At 67.5% G+C, this 21,892-nt stretch carries 21 protein-coding genes and 1 tRNA gene; 15 read left to right on the forward strand and 7 right to left on the reverse strand.

What is annotated here, in order from left to right; all coding sequences use genetic code 11:
* Both AB1346_12330 and AB1346_12335 read left to right on the forward strand, forming a co-directional pair.
* A partial coding sequence (locus AB1346_12330) for a 3'-5' exonuclease (GenBank protein ID MEW6721230.1) occupies positions 1 to 1,190 on the forward strand: 1,190 nt, incomplete at its 5' end.
* Positions 1,191 to 1,221: 31 nt separating this feature from the next.
* On the forward strand, positions 1,222 to 1,590 hold the full coding sequence (locus tag AB1346_12335; protein MEW6721231.1) for a DUF1992 domain-containing protein: 369 nt from the start codon (positions 1,222 to 1,224) through the stop codon (positions 1,588 to 1,590).
* 61 nt (positions 1,591 to 1,651) lie between these two features.
* Here AB1346_12335 and AB1346_12340 read toward each other — a convergent pair whose 3' ends face one another.
* The 7 genes from AB1346_12340 to AB1346_12370 all read right to left on the reverse strand — a co-directional run bounded on the left by AB1346_12340 (position 1,652) and on the right by AB1346_12370 (position 8,804).
* Positions 1,652 to 2,131 (reverse strand): GNAT family N-acetyltransferase, encoded by a 480-nt coding sequence (locus tag AB1346_12340; protein MEW6721232.1) that lies wholly within the window; start codon positions 2,129 to 2,131, stop codon positions 1,652 to 1,654.
* The gene (locus AB1346_12345; protein MEW6721233.1) at positions 2,128 to 3,156 is read right to left on the reverse strand and encodes an ATP-grasp domain-containing protein; all 1,029 of its coding nucleotides are present in this window, start codon (positions 3,154 to 3,156) and stop codon (positions 2,128 to 2,130) included. The genes AB1346_12340 and AB1346_12345 overlap by 4 nt, the downstream gene beginning before the upstream one ends.
* Positions 3,153 to 4,145 (reverse strand): D-alanine--D-alanine ligase, encoded by a 993-nt coding sequence (locus AB1346_12350; GenBank protein ID MEW6721234.1) that lies wholly within the window; start codon positions 4,143 to 4,145, stop codon positions 3,153 to 3,155. The genes AB1346_12345 and AB1346_12350 overlap by 4 nt, the downstream gene beginning before the upstream one ends.
* Positions 4,118 to 5,437 (reverse strand): KamA family radical SAM protein, encoded by a 1,320-nt coding sequence (locus AB1346_12355; protein MEW6721235.1) that lies wholly within the window; start codon positions 5,435 to 5,437, stop codon positions 4,118 to 4,120. Before AB1346_12355 ends, AB1346_12350 begins: the two co-directional genes overlap by 28 nt.
* 64 nt (positions 5,438 to 5,501) lie before the next feature.
* Positions 5,502 to 6,035, reverse strand: coding sequence for a helix-turn-helix domain-containing protein (locus tag AB1346_12360; GenBank protein MEW6721236.1), 534 nt, complete (start codon positions 6,033 to 6,035; stop codon positions 5,502 to 5,504).
* A 142-nt stretch (positions 6,036 to 6,177) separates the two neighbouring features.
* Positions 6,178 to 8,298, reverse strand: a complete 2,121-nt coding sequence (locus AB1346_12365) for an HD domain-containing phosphohydrolase (GenBank protein ID MEW6721237.1) — start codon at positions 8,296 to 8,298, stop codon at positions 6,178 to 6,180.
* Between the two features lie 29 nt (positions 8,299 to 8,327).
* Entirely contained in the window at positions 8,328 to 8,804 is a 477-nt protein-coding gene (locus AB1346_12370) for a prepilin-type N-terminal cleavage/methylation domain-containing protein (protein MEW6721238.1), read from the reverse strand.
* A 241-nt stretch (positions 8,805 to 9,045) separates the two neighbouring features.
* On the opposite strand from AB1346_12370, the gene AB1346_12375 reads away from it, so the two are divergent.
* The 13 genes from AB1346_12375 (at position 9,046) to AB1346_12435 (ending at position 21,887) form a co-directional block, all read left to right on the forward strand.
* Positions 9,046 to 9,121: transfer RNA gene (locus AB1346_12375), tRNA-Ala, on the forward strand.
* A gap of 258 nt (positions 9,122 to 9,379) precedes the next feature.
* Positions 9,380 to 12,022: a PocR ligand-binding domain-containing protein gene (locus AB1346_12380; protein MEW6721239.1), complete on the forward strand. Its 2,643-nt coding sequence runs from the start codon at positions 9,380 to 9,382 to the stop codon at positions 12,020 to 12,022.
* Positions 12,023 to 12,072: 50 nt separating this feature from the next.
* Entirely contained in the window at positions 12,073 to 14,310 is a 2,238-nt protein-coding gene (gene priA / locus AB1346_12385) for a primosomal protein N' (GenBank protein ID MEW6721240.1), read from the forward strand.
* Positions 14,310 to 16,211 (forward strand): aminodeoxychorismate synthase component I, encoded by a 1,902-nt coding sequence (gene pabB, locus AB1346_12390; GenBank protein ID MEW6721241.1) that lies wholly within the window; start codon positions 14,310 to 14,312, stop codon positions 16,209 to 16,211. Before priA ends, pabB begins: the two co-directional genes overlap by 1 nt.
* A 39-nt stretch (positions 16,212 to 16,250) precedes the next feature.
* On the forward strand, positions 16,251 to 16,637 hold the full coding sequence (locus tag AB1346_12395) for a hypothetical protein (protein MEW6721242.1): 387 nt from the start codon (positions 16,251 to 16,253) through the stop codon (positions 16,635 to 16,637).
* Between the two features lie 281 nt (positions 16,638 to 16,918).
* The gene (locus AB1346_12400; protein MEW6721243.1) at positions 16,919 to 17,413 is read left to right on the forward strand and encodes an L-2-amino-thiazoline-4-carboxylic acid hydrolase; all 495 of its coding nucleotides are present in this window, start codon (positions 16,919 to 16,921) and stop codon (positions 17,411 to 17,413) included.
* Positions 17,406 to 17,714, forward strand: coding sequence for a hypothetical protein (locus AB1346_12405; GenBank protein MEW6721244.1), 309 nt, complete (start codon positions 17,406 to 17,408; stop codon positions 17,712 to 17,714). Before AB1346_12400 ends, AB1346_12405 begins: the two co-directional genes overlap by 8 nt.
* Positions 17,711 to 18,592, forward strand: coding sequence for a deoxyribonuclease IV (locus AB1346_12410; protein MEW6721245.1), 882 nt, complete (start codon positions 17,711 to 17,713; stop codon positions 18,590 to 18,592). Before AB1346_12405 ends, AB1346_12410 begins: the two co-directional genes overlap by 4 nt.
* Entirely contained in the window at positions 18,589 to 19,209 is a 621-nt protein-coding gene (locus tag AB1346_12415) for a DUF2889 domain-containing protein (GenBank protein ID MEW6721246.1), read from the forward strand. The genes AB1346_12410 and AB1346_12415 overlap by 4 nt, the downstream gene beginning before the upstream one ends.
* A complete protein-coding gene (locus AB1346_12420) occupies positions 19,199 to 20,302 on the forward strand; it encodes an aminopeptidase (GenBank protein MEW6721247.1) in 1,104 nt (367 codons plus the stop codon). Before AB1346_12415 ends, AB1346_12420 begins: the two co-directional genes overlap by 11 nt.
* An 84-nt stretch (positions 20,303 to 20,386) precedes the next feature.
* Complete coding sequence (locus AB1346_12425) at positions 20,387 to 20,839, forward strand: DoxX family protein (GenBank protein MEW6721248.1); 453 nt, start codon at positions 20,387 to 20,389, stop codon at positions 20,837 to 20,839.
* Between the two features lie 134 nt (positions 20,840 to 20,973).
* Positions 20,974 to 21,453: a nucleoside recognition protein gene (locus tag AB1346_12430; GenBank protein MEW6721249.1), complete on the forward strand. Its 480-nt coding sequence runs from the start codon at positions 20,974 to 20,976 to the stop codon at positions 21,451 to 21,453.
* A 2-nt stretch (positions 21,454 to 21,455) separates the two neighbouring features.
* Positions 21,456 to 21,887: a nucleoside recognition domain-containing protein gene (locus tag AB1346_12435; protein MEW6721250.1), complete on the forward strand. Its 432-nt coding sequence runs from the start codon at positions 21,456 to 21,458 to the stop codon at positions 21,885 to 21,887.
* The last annotated feature ends 5 nt before the right edge of the window (positions 21,888 to 21,892 follow it).

Consider the following 21,892-nt stretch of genomic DNA (forward strand, 5'->3'; position numbering starts at 1 on the left):
AGTGGGAGGGGCCGGGCTCCCTGAAGCTGTTCCTCGCGGAGATCCGCCGCAAGACCGCCGAGGGGCGGGAGGAAGACGAGGTGCCCGACTTCGAGGAGGACGAGGACGCCGTCCGCCTCTCCACCATCCATGCCGCGAAGGGGTTGGAATTCCCGGTGGTGATCCTCGGGGCCCTGTCCCGTGGAGGGCGGAAGGAGCCCCGCGGCTTCCGGGCGGACCGGGTGCGCGGCCATTCCGCGCTGATCTTCCCGGGATTCCGCACCTACTCCGCCTTCCGGGAGGTTTCCGGTTCCGGCCGCCCGCCGATGACGTTCGAACGCTGGGAGCGCGAGAAGATGAAGGCGGAGGAGCGGCGGCTGCTGTACGTCGCCGCCACCCGCGCGAAGGACCGGCTGTTCCTCATCGAAGGAAGCAGGGGAATGGGGAGCGACCTGCTGGACGCGCTCAGGGAGGGGATCTCCGCTTGCGCGGCCGCGGGCGAGGAGGTCTGCACCCTTACGGGGCTGCCCGGCCGGCGGGTCCGGCTCGCGGAGCCGCCCGGGGACGGGTCCTTCGGGGGCGAGATCCTGCGCGTTCCCGTCGCTTCGCCGCTCCCGCCGGAAGCGGCACCGGCGGAGGCTCGGGCGCTTCCACCGCCCCCGCGGGCACTGCCGGAGGCGGATGCGGCGCCGGAGCCGCCTCCTCTCCCGCCTCCGGAGCCGGTCACGCTGGCGGAGCTGTACGACCGGTCGCGGGGAAAGCGGTTCGGCGAGAAGGTCCACCGCGTGCTCGAGGCGTACCCGCCGCTGTCGTCCCCCTGGCCGCCGGCGGGCGCGGTCCTCCCCCTCGAATGGGAGGAAGGGGAGGCGGGGCGTTGGGAGCGGATCGTCGCGGCGGTCCGATCATCGCCGCTGTACCGGGAATTGCGTACAGCGCGCCTCAAGGGAACGGAGCTTCCTCTACTCGGCTTCCACGCGGGACGGACCACGGAGGAACGCGCCGACCTCGTCGTATGCCGGGAACCGGGGCTGGCGGGCGGCGGAGAGCACTGGATCGTCGACTACAAGACCGGTCCGCGGGAAAGGGAGCTCGAGGAGCAGTATCTGCCGAAGCTGCGGGATTACTGCTCCATCCTCGCCGGGGCGTGGAGCGTTCCCGTCCGCGGGTTCCTGTGGTACGTGGAAACCGGGGAATCCGTCGAGGTGTCGTAGAACCGCTCTCCCGAAGCGCTATCCTATAAAAATGGACTACATGGCCATCATCGCGGAGCGGAAGATCCTCGAGGCGATGGAGAACGGGGAGTTCGACGACCTGCCGGGGAAAGGGAAGCCGCTCGACCTCTCCGACGATCCTATGGTCCCGGAGGATCTGCGCCTCGCCTACAAGGTGATGAGGAACGCCGGCTGCCTTCCTCCCGAGCTGGAGCTGCACCGGGAGATCATCCGCCTGAGGGAGTTGGTCGATGCGGCAGGCGACGAATCGCAGCGCGCCGCACGGATCAAGGAGCTCAACGTCAAGCTCCTGCGCTTCAACATCATGAAGAAGCGGCCTGTGAACCTGGAGGGCGTTCCGGAGTACCGGGACCGGACGATCGGGAAGCTCACTCGGTAGAGGGGGACATTCTTCGCTTCAAACGCGGGCGAAGGGGAAGAGTGTCCCCCGCCACTTGCGGCTAACGCACCGGCAGCAGGTAGATGAGCTTGTCGTCGCCTTCGTCGTAATAGTCTGGCAGCGTCGCGGCGAGCGTGGCGCCGATCCGGTCGTAGAAGAGGCGGGTCGTGCCGTAGCTCTCCTGCGAGGAGGTCTCGATGACCAGGAGCTTCCCGCCGCGGCGCCGCACCTCCTCCACGACGAACTCGACCATCGCCTTCCCGTACCCTTTCCCCATCCGGTCCGCCCGGGTGGCGATCCAGTACAGGTCGAAGGTGGATTTCGTCATCGGATTCTTCCCGAAGCAGGCGTAGGCGGCCACGGCGCCGTCCTCCTCCGCCAGGACGAAGGGATGGTAGTCGTCCTGCCCCTTCTGGGTCAGGGCGACATCGACCAGCTCCATCGCCACGTCGACCTCGAAGGGCTTGAAGGCGTGGGTCCCCGCGATCAGGTCGCGGATGGGCCCGCGGTCGCCGGGCTCGATGGGGCGGATTCGGGTCAACGGGCGCCCAGTGCGAGCCCCAGCCGCAGGATCTCGCGGATCAGCTCCGCGTGGGAGAATCCGGCGGCGCGCGCCGCGCGCGTCATCCCCGCGTCCGTGGAGATGTCGGGGTTGGGATTCACCTCGAGGACGTACAGCTCGCCGCGATCGTCCATTCGGAAGTCGACGCGTGCGTACCCGGTCAGCCGGAAGATCCGCGCGCACTCGAGGGTGGTCCGCGACAGCCGCTCGATCAGCTCCCGCGGGGCTTCCGCCGGGACCACGGAGACGATCTCCGCGTAGGACGGGTGCGTCGAGATCCACTTCGATTCGTAGCTGCAGAGCCGCCACTTCGGGTTCTTGTAGACCAGCTCGGCGGGGGGGAGCGACCGGTGGGGGTCGGCTTCCGTCCCGTTCCCCAGCAATCCCACGTTGAACTCCCTTCCCCCGACGTACTTTTCCGCCAGCGCGTTCTGGCGGAACCCTTCCTTCAGCCACTTCACCTGGCGGCGCAGCCCTTCCAGGTCGGAGACGAAGCTGTCCTCGGTGATCCCGGCGGAGCCGTCCTCGTTGGCGGGCTTGACGACCAGCGGGTAGGGGATGTCCGGGTCCGTCTCGGGCGGCGCGGTGTAGAGCCGGGAGGGCGGGGTGGGGATGCCGGCGGCGACGAGAAGCTGCTTGGAAAGCGCCTTGGAGTTGCAGATGCCCAGAGTGAGCGGCCCGTTCCCGGTGTAGGGGAGGCGCAGCAGCTCCAGCAGCGCGCAGGCGTGCATCTCCTTCTCCGGGGCGAGCATCGGGCACTCGCTCAGGTTGAAGACCGCGTCGGGCTTCATGACGCCCAGCGCGGCGACCAGCTCCCCCGGCTCCTTCCCGAAGGCGTGCGGCCAGGCGTCGAACCCCGCGGCCTGGAGCGCGTCCGCCACCATGCGGGCGTTGACCTCGAGGTCCATCTCCTCGCGCTGCTCCTCCTTGACCTCCTTGAGCGCTTCGAACACGGAGGTATAGAGGACGGCGACGCGGAGCGGTTTCACCGCGGCGAGGTTCATGAGGGGGACATCCCGAGCCGGGCCAGGGCGTGGCCGAGGATCTCCCCGATCAGCGACAGGTACGGAAGCCCCATCCGCCCGGTCATGATCGGCAGGTCTCCGTAGCCGGGGGAGAGGCCGGGCAGCGGGTTGCACTCGATGAACTGGGGGGTCCCGCCGGCGTCCAGACGGAAATCGATCCGGGAGAAATCGAGGCAGCCGAGCGCGCGGTAGATCCCCAGGGCGCACCGTTCGATCTCCGAGAGGACCGCCGCGGGAAGCTCCGGGGGGACGCGATATACGACCTGGTTCTCCCAGTCGCGCTTGACCTCGAGCGAATAGACGAACTCCCCCGCGGGGACCTTCCGGGGGACGATCTCCATCATCCCCGCGACGCGGGGCGGGTCGTTTCCGAGGACGCCCACCGTGACCTCCGCCCCGGGGACGAACACCTCGACCAGCGCGTCCTGCCGGTAGGTCTCCGTGACGAAGCGGACCATCCCGCGCGCCTGCGCGAAATCGACCGCCCGGGAGGAGAGGCGGACCCCCTTGCTCGAGCCTTCGTAGGCCGGCTTGACGATGACGGGGAACGAAAGAGGCCATTCCGTGAATTCTGCGGCGGACCGGTACGTGCGGAACGCCGGGGTGGGGAATCCCTCCTGCGCCACGAGTTTCTTCGCAACGGGCTTGTCGAGGGTGACCGACAGCGTCAGCGGGTCGGAGCCGACATACGGGATGCCGAGCATCTCCAGCACGGCCGGCACGTGGGCCTCGCGGCACCGGCCGCCTTCCCCTTCCGCGATGTTGAAGACGATGTCCACGGGGGACGCCCCGAGGGCGTCGACGAACTCCCTCCCCGCGGGGAGGCGGCGGACCTCGTGTCCCAGGCGGGAGAGGGCGTCGAAGATGTGACCCACGGTCGCCTCGGAGTCGTATTCCTCGAAGGCGTCCTCGGGCAGGTGCTCGGGAGGATCGGCCGGTTTTACGTTGTAGGCGAGGCCGACTCGCACCGGCGCTTTCTCCTGGCCATGCGTTCGTTCCCGGCGGGCGTGAGCGCGCGCAGCTCCCCGGTCAGCAGCCGGTAGACGTCGGTGCGCGGCGCCGGAAGGGCCGTCTCGGGCCGCGCGGACGGGCGGCCGTCGTCGCGCGCCTCCTCGTAGCTGACGATGATCCCTTCGTAGTTCCGCAGGACCGTGCGCTCTTCCCCCATCGCAAGGATGTAGGTGGGCATCAGCGGGATCTTCCCGCCGCCGCCCGGGACGTCCACCACGTAGGAGGGGATCGCCAGTCCCGAGGTGTGCCCCCGCAGCGCCTCCATGATCTCGATCCCCTTCGAGAGGCGCGTCCGGAAATGCTCGAGCCCCCGCACCATGTCGCACTGGAACAGGTAATACGGGCGGACCTTCGCCTTGAGCAGCTCCGTGTTCAGCTTCCGGACGATCTCGGGGTGATCGTTGACCCCCTTGAGCAGGACGGTCTGGTTGTTCACCGGGACGCCGGCGCGCAGCAGCCGGTCGCACGCGGCCCTCGCCTCCGCGGTCACCTCCCGGGGGTGGTTGAACTGGGTGTTCAGCCAGACCGGGCCGTATTTCTCCAGCACGGCGCAGAGCTCGTCGTCGACGCGCATCGGCAGGACCACCGGGACGCGGGTGCCGATCCGGATGATCTCGACGTGCGGGATCTTCCGGAGGTTCTTCAGGATGTACTCCAGCCGGTCGGTGGGAAGGGTCAGCGGATCGCCGCCGGAGACGATGACGTCGCGGATCTCCTCGTGGCGCTTCACGTAGGCGAACATCTTCGAGAGCTCGAACTCGGTCTTCGCCGCCTCCCCCATGGTCCAGATCCGCTTCCGCGTGCAGTGCCGGCAGTACATGGAGCAGAAGTTGGTCACGACCATCAGGCAGCGGTCCGGGTACCGGTGCGTGAGCCCCGGGACCGGCATGTCCTTCTCCTCCTCCAGCGGATCGTCCTCGCCGCCCTCGACGCCGAAGTACTCCTCGGCGGAGGGGATCGCCTGCCGGGCGATCGGGTCGTCGGGATCGTCGAACCGGATGAGGGAGAAGTAGTAGGGCGTGATGCCCATGCGGTAGTGGTCGCACACGCGGGAAAGGAGGCCGGCCTCCTCGGCGGGGATGCCCAGCGGGCCCGACAGCTCCTCGACGGAGGTGAGCCGGTTGGAGAGCTGCCAGCGGTAGTCGTTCCACTGCTCGCGCGTGACCTGCGGCCAGGGAAGCCCCGCGGCGGCGTTACCTCCTTTCCGGGGCCTCAGCGGTACGGCATCGTCTCCGGAACGGGTTTCCATAATCCTCCTCGTTTTTCCCTCCCGGCATCCGGGGGGGATGGCCGCGGGCGCCGCCCCGGCCGGATCATCCGCTCGTGCGCACCCAGAGGAAATCGACGATGGTCTTTCCCTTGTTCGAGTACGAGAACTCCTGCTCTCCCGAAAAGTAGAGGCTCTCTCCCTTGCGCGCCACGTAGGAGACCTTCCCGAGCTGCAGTCCCAGGCGGCCCGCCAGGACGTGGACGTAGTTCTCCCCTTCCTGCGCGGGCTCGGGAGGCGTCTGCCTCCCCGGGGAGATCGTGGCGCGGTAGGCGACGATGGAGCGGTAGCGGCTTTTCGGAAGGAGCGTGTCGAAGGTCTTGTATCCCGTGACTTCGGAAGGGAGCGCGTCGGTTTTCCGGAAGAGCACCTTTTCCTCGTCCACGTCGGCGAAGAAGGACGAGGGCGTCTCGTTCAGGGCGGAGAGGATCTCGAAGAGGTTGGCGACGGAGGGGGAGGTCAGGTTGCGCTCGACCTGGGAGATGGCTCCCTTGGTGAGCCCCGCGCGCTCGGCCAGGTCGGACTGCGCCAGCCCGTTGATCTGGCGAAGGTGCTTGATCCTGGCGCCGATGTCGATCATGGGGCTGTTTTTTAAACCCTCCGTTTAGTAAAGCCACCCAAATTCTAAAAAACATCGTTTTTCATGTCAAGCACAATGTGCCGATTCGCCTTAACTTTTTTAATGCGCACCCCCAACTCTCTAACCGCGGAGGCACGGTTCGCTATACCTGGAAAACGGCCGGTGAGCCGTTGTCCGCCCGCTCCGCAACCCGCAGGAACGCCGCCGCCGCCGAAGGATCGAATTGCCGCCCGGAATTCTCGAGGAGGTAGGAGAGCACTTTTTCCTGCGGCCACCCCGGACGGTACGGCCGGTCCGTGGACAACGCGTCGGCCACGTCCGCCACGGCCACGATCCGCGCGTTCAGGGAGATGGCCTCCCCCGCGAGGCCCACCGGGTATCCCGATCCGTCGAAGCGCTCGTGGTGCTGTTCCACGATGGGAATGATCTTCCCCAGGGAGGGGATCGGGCGGAGGATCTCCGCTCCCGAGGAGGGATGCCGCCGGATGACGGCGAACTCCTCCTCCGTCAGCTTGCCGGGCTTGTCGAGAATCGCAGGAGGGATGCCGAGCTTGCCGATGTCGTGGAGCAGCCCCCCGCGGTGCAGCACGTCGATCTCCCTCGCCGGCAATCCGAGCTCCCGCCCGATCTCCATAGCCAGGGCGGTCACCCTCTGGGAGTGCCCCGCGGTCCACGGGGAGTTCGTGTCCACGGCCCGGGAGAAGGCCTGCAGGGTTCCCAGGTCGTTCTCGTTCAGCTCGTCGACCAGCCGTGCGCGGCTCAGGGCGATGGCCGTCTGGTCGGCGATCTGGCGGAGCCGAACGAGGACGTTGCCGCCCGGGACGCATGCCTTCCTGTGTCCGAGCAGGAGGACTCCCGTCAGTTCCCCGTGGGAAACGAGCGGCGAGAGAAGGAACGTTTCCGGGCGGGGGAGCGGCCAGTGCGAGAGGTACTCGCGAAATTCCCGGTCCGGTTCCGCGGCGACGCTCGTTTTCGCGGACTTCAACCGGTCGATCTCGTCCTGACGGAGATGCATCGTGAGGCAGGCGCTTTCCTCCCGGCCCGCGGAAGATTCCCCGCGGATGCGGGTGTCCGCGACGTTTTCCGTTCCGTCGGTCTCGAGGAGGGACAGCGCGGCGCAATCGCACGGGACCACGGACGCCACGTTGTCCAGCAGGGCCCGGACGATCCGCTCCCGGTCCGTTTCCCCGAGGATCGCCTGGACGGTCTTTCCCAGCGCTTCCTGGACGCGGAACTCCCTGCCCAGCCGGTCCGCCATGCCGTTGAAGGACTGGGCGAGCTCCTCGAACTCGTCCCCGCTGCCGATCTCGATGCGGCTTTCGAAATCTCCCCCGCTGATGCGCCGGGTGCCCTCTTCCAGCAGTTCGAGCGGGGCGACGTTGCGACGGACCTGCACGATCGCGAACAGGGCGGCGGAAAAGACGACGAGGAGGCTGACGAGGAACAGGATCCGGGTGAACCGGCCCACCGCTCCGAACGATGCCGAACGCGGCTGAAAGACCGCCACGGTCCAGGGCTCGGAATGCAGGGAGGGTTTCAGGAAGACCATGGCGTGGAAAACCAGGAGAGGATCGGGTTTCTCCCATTCGAACTCGCCGAGGTGCGTCTTGCCCCGGATCTGTCCGATGCGTTCGAGGAGCCCGGGGGGGGCCGCTCCGGTCGCGAAGAGAATTTCACCGTCGGGGGAAAGGATGACGGCCTCCGACAGGGGAGGGATCGCATCCCGGACTTCCTCCCAGATGTATTCGAGGTTCACCTCCACCAGCAGCATCTCCCGGTCCGGCGGGGTTCCCCGCATGGCGCACGCGATGAAGCCGCGGAACGTGCCGCCCGCACCCCGATCGAGGTAAAGGAGGCCTTTCCCTGCGGCGAGATGCGCGAGACTTCCGCTGTCGGTGGGGGGAGGCGGGCAGGGCTTGCCGTACAGCGTTTCCGGCCCGACGCCTCGACGGAAGCTGGATACTCCGAGGACGAGGCGGTTCTTCGACAGCCATTCCAGGCCCGCCGGCCCCGCACTGCTGTCGATGAGGGCGGCGAGGAACAGCCCCTTCTCCTCCAGGAAGCCCAGGCCGTTGTGGATCGACAGGGCCACCTCGTGAGTCTGGTGGCGCATCCTGCGCAGCGCATCGTCGCGGAGTTTCGCGTCCACCCGTCGCAGCGAAAGGTATCCGAGAAGGATCCCGGGCGTCACGACGCAAAGGAAGAGGATCCAGAGCATCCTGCGCCCGAACCGGCTCTGGCGGGAAGGCAGCTTCAAGGTCATCCGTCTTTCCCTTTGCCTTTGCCGTCGCCCTACAAACCGGGATACGAGGATACCGTCCCGATGTAGGCCCCGTCATTGGCGCAGATGATGTCGTCCTGGCTGGGTCCTCCCGTCAGCGCCTTGACGCTGTTCCCGTCGGGCCCTTTGCTGTACAGGTCGAAGTAGGTGTTGATGGGATGGAGATTGTGGTCCTTGCGCGCCTGGTTTTCGTTTCCGGGGCGATTGAACAACCGCAAATACTGGTAAGGGTTGTGCCATGGGTCCGTGCACTTCAGGCCCGCTGTCTGGCAATATGCGTCGAATGCCGCCTGGTCCTCCGGCAGCGAGTCGGGACTTTCCTTGAGGATCGCATCGAATTTCGAAACGATGATTCCGATGTCCGCGATGGCGACGGACTCGGCGCTTTCGGCGAGCTGCTGCTGGATCATGGGGACGGCGATGGCCGCGATGATCCCCGCGATCAGAACGCCGATCAGGAGCTCGATCAGGGTGAAGCCTCGATTCATACCGCGTCCCTCCGCCCGGACCAGGCCGCCGCGGGCGCACGAGAAAAAGGTTTTCCCTTAGGAACTATCGGAAATTATGTGGAAAACTTTACTGTTATCTCCTGATTCCCGATTGTATTGCCGGCTCCGGGAAAACGTGGCGGTCTTACGGCCGGCCGCGTGTTCCTGGGAAACCGGTCCCGGGACGGGATTTTGCTTTGACATGAACCGGCGGATCGTGGAAAATAACCGTTTACAAGGTGGGGGAGTAGCTCAGCTGGGAGAGCACCACGTTCGCAACGTGGGGGTCGAGGGTTCAATCCCCTTCTCCTCCACCACCTTCTTTTTCCCAATCCGTACATGAAAGAGGGGATTGAACCGGCTCCGGGCGCCGACGAGCAGGAGGAAAAGCGCGACGCACGGGAGCGCGTCAGCCCGGAGCCGCGCCGCCCAAGGGCGAGGCATGGCTGGCCGAGCCCCAGGCGGGCAATCCCCTTCTCCTCCACCACCTTTCCCTTTCCCATCCCGTTTCCGATTCCGAACGGGAATTTTTCCATGGTAAACTGAACCGCAAAACGTAACCGCCGGATGACGATTTGACGTACCGCCTTTCAAGCCTGCTCGACATCCCCCGGCTCCAAGCCATCCTGGACAATCTCCACGCCGTGGCCGGGATCTCCTCGTCCGTTCTGGATGTGGACGGGACGATCCTCACCCGCTCCGGATGGCAGGATATCTGCCGGAAGTTCCACCGGGCGTTCCCGGAGTCCGAAAAGCTCTGCATCGAGTCCAACCTCCGCCTTTCGTGGCGCACGCGGGGCGTCCGGGAGCCCGCCATGCACGAATGTCCCCATGGCTTGATGGATACGGCCTTCCCGATCGTCGTCGACGGGGCGCATCTCGGGAACGTGTTCACCGGCCAGATATTGCTCAAGGAGCCCGACCTCGAATTCTTCCGGTCGCAGGCGAGGAGGTACGGGTTCGACGAAGAGGCGTACCTCGCGGCCGTGAAGAAGGTCCCGGTCGTGAAGGAGGGCCCCATCCGGGAACAGGTGGCGCTGGTGGCCCGGTTCACGGAGATGCTCGCGGAAACGGGATACAGCCGGCTGAGGGAGAAGGAGGCCCGGGAGAAACGGGACGCAACGATCGAACTGCTGGACATCTGCAACCGGGCGCGGGGGCTGAAGGAGCTGATGCGGGAGCTGATGCTCTACTTCGCCAGGATCACCGGGTGCGAAGCCGTCGGCGTACGCCTGAGACAGGGAGACGACTACCCGTATTTCGAGACGCGGGGCTTCCCGGCCGAGTTCGTGCTGGTGGAGAACACGCTCTGCGCGCACGACCCGGCGGGCGAGCCGGTCCGGGACGCGTCGGGGCACCCGGCCCTCGACTGCATGTGCGGCAATGTCCTGCGCGGGCGCTTCGACCCCTCGAAGCCGTTCTTCACCGATCGGGGAAGCTTCTGGTCGAGCCACACGTCGGAGCTGCTGGCGACCACGACGGAGGCGGACCGGAAGGCGAGGACCCGCAACCGCTGCAACGGGGAAGGGTACGAGTCGGTGGCGCTGATCCCCCTCCGCACCCAGGGCGAGATCGTCGGGCTGTTCCAGTTCAACGACCGGCGAAAGGGACGGTTCACGACGGAGAAGATCGCCCTGCTGGAGGAGCTGGTGTCCTACGTGGCCATCGCGCTGTCGAAGATGACCGCCGAGACCGCGCTCCGCATCAGCCGGCAGCAGCACCGTTCCCTGTTCGACAACATGATGGAAGGATACGCCTACTGCCAGGCCGTCATGGAGGATGGCCGCTGCCGGGACTTCACGTACCTCGACGTGAACGAGGCGTTCGGCCGGCTGACGGGGCTGAAGGACGTCGTCGGGCGAAACGTGACGGAAGTCGTTCCAGGCTTGAGGGAAGCCAACCCGGAGCTGTTCGAGATTCTCGGACGGGTGGCCTCCACCGGGAAGCCCGAGCAGTTCGAGATGTACCTCGCGCCGATGGCGGCCTGGTATTCCATTTCCGCATACAGCCCGGAACCGGGGTGCTTCATCGCCGTGTTCGACAACGTCACGGAGAAGATGGAGCTCGAGGAGCGGCTGCGCCAGTCGCAGAAGATGGATGCGGTGGGGCGGCTTGCGGGCGGCGTCGCGCACGATTTCAACAACCTGCTGACCGTGATCAACGGTTCCAGCGAGCTGTTGCTGGGCGAACTCGACCCGGCCTCGCCCCTGCGCCAGGAAGCGGAGGAAATCCGGAAAGCCGGAGAGCGCGCCACATCGCTTACCCGCCAGCTCCTCGCCTTCAGCCGCAGGCAGATGCTGCAGCCCAGGATCCTCGACCTGAACGAGACCGTCTCCGGCATCGAGCCGATGCTCCGCCGACTGATCGGCGAGAACATCGCCCTTCGCATCGACCTGGGGGAGGGGCTGGGGAAGGTCAAGGCCGATCCCGCGCAGATCGACCAGGTGATCCTCAATCTCGCTGTGAACGCCCGGGACGCGATGCCCGGCGGCGGGACGCTGACGCTCCGGACCGCCGACGTTCCCTACGACGAACGGTTCGGAAAGCGGCATCCCTCCGCCGTGCCCGGCCCCCACGTGCTCCTTTCGGTCGAGGACACCGGCACGGGGATCCGCAAGGAGGTCCTGGAGCGCATCTTCGAGCCGTTCTTCACCACCAAGCCGAAGGGCGCCGGGACGGGGCTGGGGCTCTCCACCGTGTTCGGCATCGTGCAGCAGAGCCAGGGGCATATCGACGTCCGCAGCGAGGTCGGGAAGGGGACGGCGTTCGAGGTCCTCCTTCCGCGCACGGAGGGAGAGGTCGAGTCCCAGCCGCCGGTCCCGCCGGAGCCGGCCCGCGGGAACGCGACCGTCCTCCTGGTGGAGGACGAGGATTCCGTCCGGAAGATCATCGACAGGATCCTTTCCGGGAACGGGTACCGGGTGATCCTCGCCCGGGAAGGCGGAGAGGCGCTGAGCATCTCCGCGGAGCACGCCGGCCCGATCGACCTCCTCATCACGGACGTCGTGATGCCCGGGATCGGCGGCAGGGAGCTCGCCGCCCGGATCGGCCGGTCGCACCCCGGGATCCCGGTCCTGTACATCTCCGGCTACACGGACGAGGCCGTCAGCCACCGCGGCCTGCTGGACACGGGCATCCCGTTCCTGCAGAAACCGTTCACCTCCGGCGCGCTCCTCCGGAAGGTGGCGGAGGTCATCGGAAACAAACGGTCCGCCTGACCGCGGAAGTCGGCGGATTCCCCCCCCCGCGCGGTAGTATCATCCTCAGGATGAGCCTCTCGCCGCACAACCCCCGGTTCGTCGAAGTGGCCGTGCCGCTTCCCATCGATCACCCGTTCACTTACCGGGTGCCCGCGGGGAAGGAGGAGCGGGCGCAGGTGGGCGTTCGCGTCCTGGTGCCCTTCGGGAGCCGGAAACTGACCGGCCTGGTGACGGCGGTCACGGACGCGCCGGCGCCCGGCGGCCGGGAGGCGAAGGAGCTCCTGTCGTTCCTCGACGACGCGCCCTACATCTCCGCGCGACACGTCGGTTTCCTGCTGGCGGCGGCCGGCGAGACGCTCGCCCCCGTCGGGGAGATGCTGCGCGCCGCGCTCCCCCGGGGTCTTCCGCGGAAAGAGGCGCCGCCGGCGGCGCGGACGGAAAACTTCTATCGGCTCGCCCCGGGCTTTTCCGCGGAGGGGCTGACCCCGAAGCAGCTCCGGGTCTCCGAGGCGCTCCGCGAGGCCGGCGGGCTGTCCGCGTCCGCCCTCTCCGCGCGCGTTTCCGGCGGGGCGGAAAGCGCGAAGCGGATGGCGGCCAAAGGGCTGCTCCTCGCGGAAACGCGTCCCCGCCCCGTCGGGCTCACGGCGGCGCATCTGCCGGACATGTCGGGCGATATCGTTCCCACGGGGCACCAGGAGGCGGCGCTGGCCCGGATCGGCGTGGCGGTCGCCTCCGGCGGGCACGCGGCATTCCTGCTGCACGGCGTCACCGGCTCCGGGAAGACGGAGGTCTACCTGCGGGCGGTCGAACAGGCGAAAGCCGCCGGGAGGCAGTCGATCTTTCTCGTGCCCGAGATCGCCCTCACCCCCCAGCTACTCGGACGGGTCCGCTCCCGTTTCGGCGACGGCGTCGCGGTGCTCCACAGCGGCCTTTCCCCGGCCGAGAGGGCGGCGCAGTGGCGCAAGGTCCGCGCGGGGGAGGTTTCCCTCTGCATCGGCGCCCGCTCCGCCGTCTTCTCTCCGTTCCCCTCCCTCGGCCTCCTCATCGTCGACGAGGAGCACGACTCCGCGTACAAGCAGGAGGACGGCGTCCGGTACCAGGCGCGGGACCTCGCGATCCTGCGGGGGAAGATGGAGGACGCCGTGGTCCTGCTGGGCTCCGCGACCCCATCCGCCGAATCGTGGCAACGCGCGCAAGCCGGGGCCGCCACGCTGTTGGCGCTCCCGGAGCGGATCGGCGCAAGCGAAATGCCGGAGATCCGGATCGTGGACCTGAAAGGCCGCTCCGACCGTCGCGGCGCCGACCGGTACTTCTCCTCCGAGCTGGAAGCCGCGATCGACGAGACGCTTTCCCGCGGAGAGAAGGCGATGCTGTTTCTCAACCGGCGCGGATTCGCCTCCGCCCTCACCTGCCTCGACTGCGGGACGACGGTCCAGTGCCGCAACTGCCAGGTCGCCATGACGTGGCACCAGGAGCACGAGGCGCTCCTTTGCCACTACTGCAACGTGAAGCGCGGGGAGCCGGAAGCGTGCGCGAAGTGCGGCGGGCACAAGCTGGCGCAGATGGGGATCGGGACGGAGCGGCTCCTTTCGTGGGCGGCGAAGCGGTGGAAGGGGGCGCGGGTCGCCCGCCTCGACTCCGACGTCACGCGCCGGCGCGGGGCGTACGCGGAGGTGCTGTCCGGCATGCAGCGGGGGGACGTCGACATCCTCGTGGGGACGCAGATGATCGCCAAGGGGCACGATTTCCCGGAGGTGACCCTTGTCGGCGTGCTTCTCGCGGACCTGTCCATGGCGTTCCCCGATTTCCGGTCGTCCGAGCGGACCTTCCAGATCCTGACGCAGGTGGCGGGGCGTGCGGGGCGCGGCGGGAGGCCCGGGACCGTAATCCTGCAGACGCTTGCGCCGGAGAGCCCGTGCATCAGGAAGGCGGCGGAGCACGATTACGAGGGCTTCATGGCGGAGGAGCTCGCCGCGCGGGAAGCGATGGGGTATCCCCCCTTCGGCCGGATGCTGATGCTGCGCCTGTGGGGGACGCGTCAGGACGCCGCCCGCGAGGCGGCCGACGCCGCCGTCCGGGAGATCTCGGGGCCGCTGTCCGCCCTCGGCATCCGGGTTCTGGGCCCCGCGCCTTCGCCGATCGCCCGGGTCAAGCGCCGCTTCCATTACCAGGTCCTGCTGGTTGCGCCTCCGGGGCTGTCCTTCCCGGAAGTGTTCCCCGGTCTGCTGCGCCCGCTGCGCGATGCGGCCCGGAAAGCCGGCGCGCGCCTCGAGGCCGACGCGGACCCGTACCAGATGATGGTCTGATGCCGTTCCGGACCCCCGTGGAGAGATTTTCCGCCGCTTCCGCGGAAGCCGGCGCTGCGCTGCTGGAAACGCAAAGGCCCGGGCTCGAGGACCGGAATTCCTTCCTCCTCCGGTCTCCCTTGAAGATCCTTTCCTCCCGGCGCCTGGAGGACGTCCCTCTCCTGCTGGAGGAAGCCGCGGCGTGGCAGGGAAGGGGAAACCCGGTTGCGGGATTTCTGTCGTACGAAGCGGGATACGCGCTGGAAGAATCGCTCGCCCGGGAGGCGGAAAAGCGGGACGGCTCAGGCGAGGCCGATTTCCCCCTGGCCTGGTTCGGGATCTACGGCGGCGCGCTGCGGTTCGACCATTTCCGCGGGCGATGGTCGGAAATCGGCCCCTCCCCTCCGGGCTGGCCGACGCGCGGCGAGGGAGCGGACGTTCAGGCGTTCGGCGGGGACATCGATCCGGCGTTCTCCCTGCAGGAGACCGACCATGCGGAGAAGGTCGGGGCCGTCCGCCGCGCAATCGCGGACGGAGACGTATACCAGGCCAACCTGACCGGGAAATTCTCCTTTCCCTTCGACGGCGATCCCTTCGCGCTCTACATGCGGCTCCGCGCCGTCCAGCCGGTGCGGTACGGGGCGTTCCTCAGGACGGAGGACGGGTGCGTCGTGTCCTGCTCCCCGGAGCTTTTCTTCCGCGTCAGGGGCGGCAGGATCGGGACACGGCCGATGAAAGGGACCGCCTCGAGGGGGCTCACCTCCGCGGAGGACCGCCGCGCGGCCGAACGGCTGCGGGCGGACCCGAAGAACCGCGCCGAGAACCTGATGATCGTCGATCTCCTCCGCAACGACCTCGGGCGGGTGTGCCTTCCGGGTTCCGTGCGCGTTCCGCGCCTGTTCTCGGTGGAGCGGTACCGGACCGTCCTCCAGATGGTGTCGGCGGTGACGGGAACGCTGAAGCCCGGCACGGGGCTGCCGTCGCTTATGCGCGCCCTTTTTCCCTGCGGATCGGTCACGGGGGCGCCCAAGATCTCCTCGATGCGCCTCCTGCGGAAGGTGGAGGACGGACCGCGAGGGATCTATACGGGGGCGGTCGGGATCCTCCTGCCCGGCGGGGACATGTCCTTTTCCGTGGCGATCCGGACGGTCGCGGTGAAGGGCGGCCGCGCCGAGGCGGGGTCGGGAGGCGGGATCGTCTGGGACTCGGTTCCGGCCTCCGAGTTCGGCGAGGCGATGCTGAAGGGGCGATACCTTGTCGATCCGCCGGTCGATTTCCGGTTGATCGAAACGTTTTTCTGGAGTCGCGAAACCGGTTTTCGTTTCATAGCGGACCATCTTCGGCGCCTCTCCGCGTCGGCGGGGTACTTCGGTTTCCGGTTCCGGAGGGAGGCCGTCCGGGGAGCGCTCGAATCGGCCGTGCGGGAATGCCGGGACGCGGGTGCCCGGAAGATCCGCCTGCTTCTCGGAAAGGAGGGGGACGTCTCCGTGGAGCTTTCTCCCCTCACGCCCGCCGGGGAGAAAGCCGCGCCGCTTCGGGTCCGGATGTCGAAGGCGGCCGTTTCGTCGCGGGACCCGTTCGTCCGGCACAAGACGACGAACCGGGCATGGCGCGACGAGGAGCTTCGGGCCGCGGCCGCCGAAGGATTCGACGAGGTGCTGTTCCTCAACGAGCGCGGCGAGCTGACAGAGGGCGCGGTCAGCAACCTCTTCCTCGAAACCGGCGGACGCCTGTTCACTCCCCCGGCTTCATGTGGGCTCCTGGAGGGCGTCTTCCGCAGGCGCATCCTCGCGGACCGGAAACTGCGCGCAGGGGAGAAGGTCCTTCGGCCCGAAGATCTGGAGAAGGGGGCGGGGATCCTCCTCACGAATTCCGTCCGGGGCATCCGCCGGATCGACGGGGCATTCCGGCACGGAGCTTGAACTCCTTTCGCGACACTACGCGCAAAGGAGGGCAAGACCATGCGGGTGCACTACGTCCTGAACCACGGGGGAACGCCGGTTTCGAAGCTGGCCGACGTTGAGATTCACTTCGAGGAGGGGCTCCTCGCCGGGCTCAAGCTGGTGGGGGCCTCCGTCTGGCGGTCGAAGAAGGGGGAGGCGCCGACCGTGCTCGTCCCTTCCCGCTCCTACGCCACCGCTTCCGGGGTGCGCTACTACGAGCTGCTCAGGCCGTCGGCGGACGGCCTCCCGCCCGGCCCTGGCGGGGTCGAGGACCCCGCGGCGAAGCTGGCGGTGCGCAGGTTCAAGGAGTACGTCCGGGACGAGTACTGCCGGATCGCGGGGCTTCCGGAAGGCGAGGTTTCCGGCGCCGACCCCGTCGCCGAAAGGAAATCCGCCGCCAGGTAGTATTTCCTCTTCGGCCAAACGCCAGAGGGGTCAGAGGGGGACAGACTTAGCTTCAAACGCGGGATGAAGGGTTAAGTCTGTCCCCCGCCATCACGCAGGAATGTCCCATTCCGAATCCGGGGTCTTGTGGAGACCACGGATTTCGGGAGGGTATATAAGCCTCAAATAAGCCGGAGCGATTATCGACCGATGCGGGGGCGGTCGTCCTCGCCATCAAAAAAGGTGAAAACCGGTCCGCCGGGTTTTAAAATCAGACTTTAATGCAAAAAATTGGAGGGACCATGTCGGATGCGGGCGAAAAGGTCGCGACGGCGACGCGCCAGCGCGCGGCGGCGTATGCGCACCTCTTCCTGGTGCTCCGGAGGGAGCTCGGCGAGGACCGGGCGGTCGGCCTGATGAAGGAGGCGATCCGGAACTTCGGGGCGGAGAAGTCGAAGCGCAATTATTCGGAAGAGGCGCGGCGCGGCGATCTCGGACAGGCGGCGCGGGAGTTCGCGTCGCAGGACCCGGTGAAGCAGCACCAGTTCGCCCCGAGGATCGTGTCGCTCGGCGCGGGGGAGGCGGTCATCGCCATGTCCGGCTGCCCGCTGGTGGACGAGTGGAAGTCCATGGGGCTTCCCGCGCGCGACGTGGAGACGCTGTGCAACATCGCCCACGCGGTGGATTTCGGAACGTGGGAGGATGCGCTCCCCTTCCGGCTCCGCTTCGAGGGCACTCGCGGGGAGGGGAAGGACGAATGCGTCCTGCGGATCCGGAAAGGGCGCACCGATGGCTGAGGGCGGCCGGAAGCTGCGTGCAAGGGACATCCAGTTCCTCGTCTTCGTCGTTGCGGTGGTCGCCCTGCTCGTGGTCCTCTCCCTGACGGGCAAGGAGCGCTTCATCGGCCGGACCCCGGCGCACCTGGGCGTCGTGGGGATCGAGGACAACGCCAGGGCCGATGCGGTCTGCCTCACCTGCCACGGGGAGTCGCCGACCGATCCTTCCGCGATCGGCCGGGCCCCGTCGCTGCCCGCGGACCATCCTCTGCGGAAGAAGAACTGCCGCCAGTGCCACCGCCTGGAGCGGAAAAATCAATGAATGCGAAGAGGAAGATCCCGCCCCTCGGAGCGCACGTTTCGGTCGCCGGCGGCGTCCACACGGCCCCCGAGCGGGGCTTGAGGATCGGCGCCGACGTGATCCAGATCTTCTCGAAGCACGGCACCCGCTGGATGGGGAAGGCGCTCGGGGAGGACGACGTCCGGGCGTTCCGCGAGGAGAGCGTGCGCACCGGCGTCCGGACGGTATCGATCCACGCCGCCTACCTCATCAACCTTGCGTCGTCCAAGGAGACGGTCCGCACGCGGTCGCTTTACGCCCTGGAGGACGAGGCATCGCGGGCCTCGATGCTCGGCGTCCCCTACCTGGTGCTGCATCCCGGCTCCTGCGGAGAGGACTCCGAGCGGGAAGGGATCGCTCGCATCGCCTCAGCCCTGCGGACCTTCGGGAAGTTCCCGGCGGGGGTGACGCTGCTGCTGGAGAACACCGCGGGGCAGGGGAACTCCATCGGCCGGTCCATGCGGCAGCTTCGGGAGCTGATGGACGCCGCGGGGAATCCCCCCGACGTGGCGGTGTGCCTCGACAGCGCCCACCTCTTCGAGTCCGGGTACGACATCGGAAGCCGGGACGGCTGGTCCGCGCTGCTCGACGAGATGGGATCGTGCGGGATCGTTCCGCTGGTGCGCATGTGGCACCTGAACGATTCGAAGACGGACTACCGCAGCAACGTGGACCGGCACGAGCACATCGGAAAGGGGAAGATCTCCTCCTCCGGCTTCCGGCGGATCCTGACCCACGCGCCGTTCTCGTCGCTGCCGATGGTGCTGGAGACCCCGAAGGACGGGGAGGACGAGTTCGAGATGGACATCCGGAACCTGGCGGAGCTCCGGAAGCTCGCCGCGATGCCGGCGGAGAAGTGAAAGGGCGCGGGATGGATTTCGAAGAGATCCGGGGGCTGGCGAGGCACCACAAGCAGACGTTCGGCCGGATCGTGAACAGCGAGATGTACAGGCTGGAGGACGGCCGCCTGCTCGCCGTCACGAACCTGCACGACGACTACCACGACATCCGCCTCGGCATCCTCCTCTCGGAGACGTACCGGATCGAGGAGATCGCCGGGAAGATGGACCGGATCCCCTATCCCTGCTGCGGGACGAAGCCGCTGGAGGTCCTCTCCGCCTTGAAGGGGATCGGCGTGCTGGAGCGCGGGGGGATGAAGAAGGTGCGGGAGCGGATTCCCCGGGACCTGGGGTGTACCCATGTCTACGAAATGATCGAGTCCTCGTTCCGCGCGGTCTTCGTCGGCTCCTACAGCATTCTCCACCAGGATTGGGAGGGGGTGCTCGACCTGGGATTCGAGGAGCACAGGCAGTTGGGGATCCGGTCGCCGGTCTTCGCGGGATCCTGTTACGCCTTCAACACGGAAACGGCCGACGCGGAGGCGTTCGCCCGCGCGCAGGAGAAGATCGGGGAGGCGCAGCGCAGGAAGGCCGCGATCGACGCGCTCAAGAAAGGGGAGGGAAACCATGGGGTCTGAAGCCCGGCTGCGGCGGCTGGCCGCCGTCCTGGTCAAGCATTCGGTGAAGGCGAAGAAGGGGGAGATCGTCCGGGTCTCCACGACCGAGCTGGGGCGCCCGCTGGCGCTGGCGGTCTATCGCGAGGTCCTCCGGGCCGGGGCGCATCCTCTCCTTGCGGTCGGCTTCGAGGAGGCCAACGGCATCTTCTACGAAGAGGCCTCGGCCGAGCAGATCCGCCACATGCCCCCGACGAAGATGAACGAGGCGAAGACGATCGACGCCGACATCATCGTCCTGGCGCCCGGGAACACCCGCTGCCTGTCCCACATCCCGCCGCGGAAGATCGCCGACCGCCGCAAGGCGATCAAGCCGATCTCCGAAGTGCTCCTGCGGCGCGTGCGCTGGGTGCTGACCAACTTTCCCACCGAGGCGCTGGCGCAGGAGACCGACCGGTCGCTGGCGGAGTACGAAAAGCTGTATTACAGCGCCGTGGAGCAGGACTGGGGAGCGATGGCGAGGATGTTCGCCCGGGCGAAGCGGATCCTCGAGAAGGCCGACAAGGTCCGGATCGTGGGGAAGGAGACCGACCTCTCCTTCTCGATCCGCAGGCGCATCGCCATCCCGTGCGCAGGCGAATACAACATGCCCGACGGGGAGATCTTCACGGCGCCGGTGGAGACCTCGACGGAAGGGAAGATCTATTTCGAGTTCCCCGCGATCGCCGGAGGGAGGGAGGTCGGGGGGATCCGCCTCGTGTTCCGCAAGGGGCGCGTGGTCGAGGCGTCTGCGGACAAGAACGAGGAGTACCTCAAGGAGATGCTCGCGGCCGACCGGGGCGCCTCCGTCCTCGGCGAGTTCGGCATCGGGGCGAACGCGGGCGTGACATCCTTCACCCGGGACATCCTCCTCGACGAGAAGATGGGGGGGACGATCCACCTGGCGATCGGCCGGTCCTACCCGGAATCCGGCGGGAAAAACGACTCGGCGGTCCACTGGGACATGATCAAGGACCTGCGGACGCAGGGGGAGCTTTACCTCGACGGGAAGCCTGTCCTCCGCTCCGGCGTCCTGTTCGGCAGGACCCCGAGGGGGATGAAGCGCCGGGGGGATTGATCCCGCGGAAAACCGTGCCGGGCTTTCGCTGCATCTTAACGGTCCGGAAGGAAATTTCACGGGACCGGGAAGGAGGAGGTCGGCATGCTGAAGCGGCTGGTGGAGACGTCCGACGACGTGACCGCCCTGGTCGTGCGGCTGGCGTTGGGCATCGTGATCTTCCCCCATGGAGCTCAGAAGGCGCTCGGGTGGTTCGGGGGGTACGGGTTCGCCGGGACCCTCGATTTCTTCACGGGAAAAATGGGAATCCCCACGATATTCGCGCTTCTGGCAATCGCGGCGGAGTTTCTCGGGAGCCTCGGGCTGATCGTCGGGTTCCTTTCCCGCGTCGCCGCTTTCGGGGTCTTCTGCGTCATGGCGACGGCGACGGCGATGGTTCACCTGAAGGTCGGGTTCTTCATGAACTGGGCGGGGATGATGCCCGCCGGGCATGAAGGGTTCGAGTTCCACATCCTGGCGATGGCGCTGGCGTTCGCCGTGATGGTGCGCGGCGCGGGGGCCCTGTCGGTCGATCGCGCACTGGCGGGCCGGCTGTAAGGCCCGCTCCTCCCCGCCCGTTTCGCAGGGCGAGCTTTCTCTTTTCCGCCGCCCCGGCCGGCGTGCCGGGGCGCGCGCGGCAAGTGGTATACTCGCCTTCTCCGCATTCCATTCCCGCAACCGGAGGAAAGCGCTTGGGCGGTCCCGCGACAACCGCCGTGCCCGGCGAACCCGTCCCCGACATCCCGACGCGGATCCGCACGGGGCTCGTCGCGGGGTTCCGGACTTCCCTGAGGATCATCTGGGTGTCCGTCCCTTTGTACGTCGGCGTCACCCTGCTGAAGGGGACGCCCGCCCTCGACCTGCTGGGCGGGGTCTTCGCGCCCTGGATGGGCGTCTTCGGCCTCCCGGGCGAGGCGGCCTTCGCGTTCGTCGCCGCGTTCCTGCTCAATCTCTACGCAGGGATTGCGGTCATCGTCCCGCTGAACCTGGATTCCTTCCAGGTGACGCAGTGCGGCCTGATGATGGGGATCGCCCACAACCTGATCGTGGAGGGCGGCGTGCTCTCCACCACGGGGACCCGGGGGTGGGTGCTCACCTTCTGCCGGTTGGTCATCGCGGCGGCGGCGGGGCTGCTGCTGCGGGGGCTGTGGCACCTCTGGGGGCTTTTCTGACCATGGAAGCGCTCACGTCCGCGCTGGTCGGCGCCGCGAAGCTCTCCGTCAAGCTGATCCTCATCATCGTCCCGCTGGTGACGGTGTTCGAGGTGCTGCGCCACCTGCCGGTCTTCCGGCGGGCGGGGAACCTGGTCGAGCCGGCCATGAAAGGGGTGGGGCTGACCCGGGACGCCGCGGTCCCGCTGTTCACCGGGATCTTCCTCGGGATCGCTTACGGCGCGGGGATCATCATCCGCGTGGCCCAGCAGAAGGGGCTTCCGGGCAGGGAGCTGTTCCTGATGGGGCTGTTCCTCGCGACCTGCCATTCGGTGATCGAGGACATCCTCATCTTCGTGGTGATCGGCGGGAACGGTCTCGTCATCCTCGGCGTGCGGGTGGGGCTGGCGGCGCTGCTGACCGGCCTGATGGCCCGTTTGTGGAAGACGGCCTGAACCGC

The organism is Thermodesulfobacteriota bacterium, from assembly GCA_040758155.1.
GTDB lineage: Bacteria > Desulfobacterota > Deferrimicrobia > Deferrimicrobiales > Deferrimicrobiaceae > UBA2219.

Excerpts from the sequence above, each read along its gene's own strand:
- AB1346_12355 (MEW6721235.1), bottom strand. The coding sequence starts at position 5,437 with ATGGAAACCCGTTCCGGAGACGATGCCGTACCGCTGAGGCCCCGGAAA.
- AB1346_12345 (MEW6721233.1), bottom strand. The coding sequence starts at position 3,156 with ATGAACCTCGCCGCGGTGAAACCGCTCCGCGTCGCCGTCCTCTATACC.
- AB1346_12405 (MEW6721244.1), top strand. The coding sequence starts at position 17,406 with ATGGCTGAGGGCGGCCGGAAGCTGCGTGCAAGGGACATCCAGTTCCTC.
- pabB (MEW6721241.1), top strand. The coding sequence starts at position 14,310 with ATGCCGTTCCGGACCCCCGTGGAGAGATTTTCCGCCGCTTCCGCGGAA.
- AB1346_12435 (MEW6721250.1), top strand. The coding sequence starts at position 21,456 with ATGGAAGCGCTCACGTCCGCGCTGGTCGGCGCCGCGAAGCTCTCCGTC.
- AB1346_12425 (MEW6721248.1), top strand. The coding sequence starts at position 20,387 with ATGCTGAAGCGGCTGGTGGAGACGTCCGACGACGTGACCGCCCTGGTC.
- AB1346_12370 (MEW6721238.1), bottom strand. The coding sequence starts at position 8,804 with ATGAATCGAGGCTTCACCCTGATCGAGCTCCTGATCGGCGTTCTGATC.
- priA (MEW6721240.1), top strand. The coding sequence starts at position 12,073 with ATGAGCCTCTCGCCGCACAACCCCCGGTTCGTCGAAGTGGCCGTGCCG.
- AB1346_12335 (MEW6721231.1), top strand. The coding sequence starts at position 1,222 with ATGGACTACATGGCCATCATCGCGGAGCGGAAGATCCTCGAGGCGATG.
- AB1346_12400 (MEW6721243.1), top strand. The coding sequence starts at position 16,919 with ATGTCGGATGCGGGCGAAAAGGTCGCGACGGCGACGCGCCAGCGCGCG.
- AB1346_12395 (MEW6721242.1), top strand. The coding sequence starts at position 16,251 with ATGCGGGTGCACTACGTCCTGAACCACGGGGGAACGCCGGTTTCGAAG.
- AB1346_12410 (MEW6721245.1), top strand. The coding sequence starts at position 17,711 with ATGAATGCGAAGAGGAAGATCCCGCCCCTCGGAGCGCACGTTTCGGTC.
- AB1346_12420 (MEW6721247.1), top strand. The coding sequence starts at position 19,199 with ATGGGGTCTGAAGCCCGGCTGCGGCGGCTGGCCGCCGTCCTGGTCAAG.
- AB1346_12360 (MEW6721236.1), bottom strand. The coding sequence starts at position 6,035 with ATGATCGACATCGGCGCCAGGATCAAGCACCTTCGCCAGATCAACGGG.
- AB1346_12365 (MEW6721237.1), bottom strand. The coding sequence starts at position 8,298 with ATGACCTTGAAGCTGCCTTCCCGCCAGAGCCGGTTCGGGCGCAGGATG.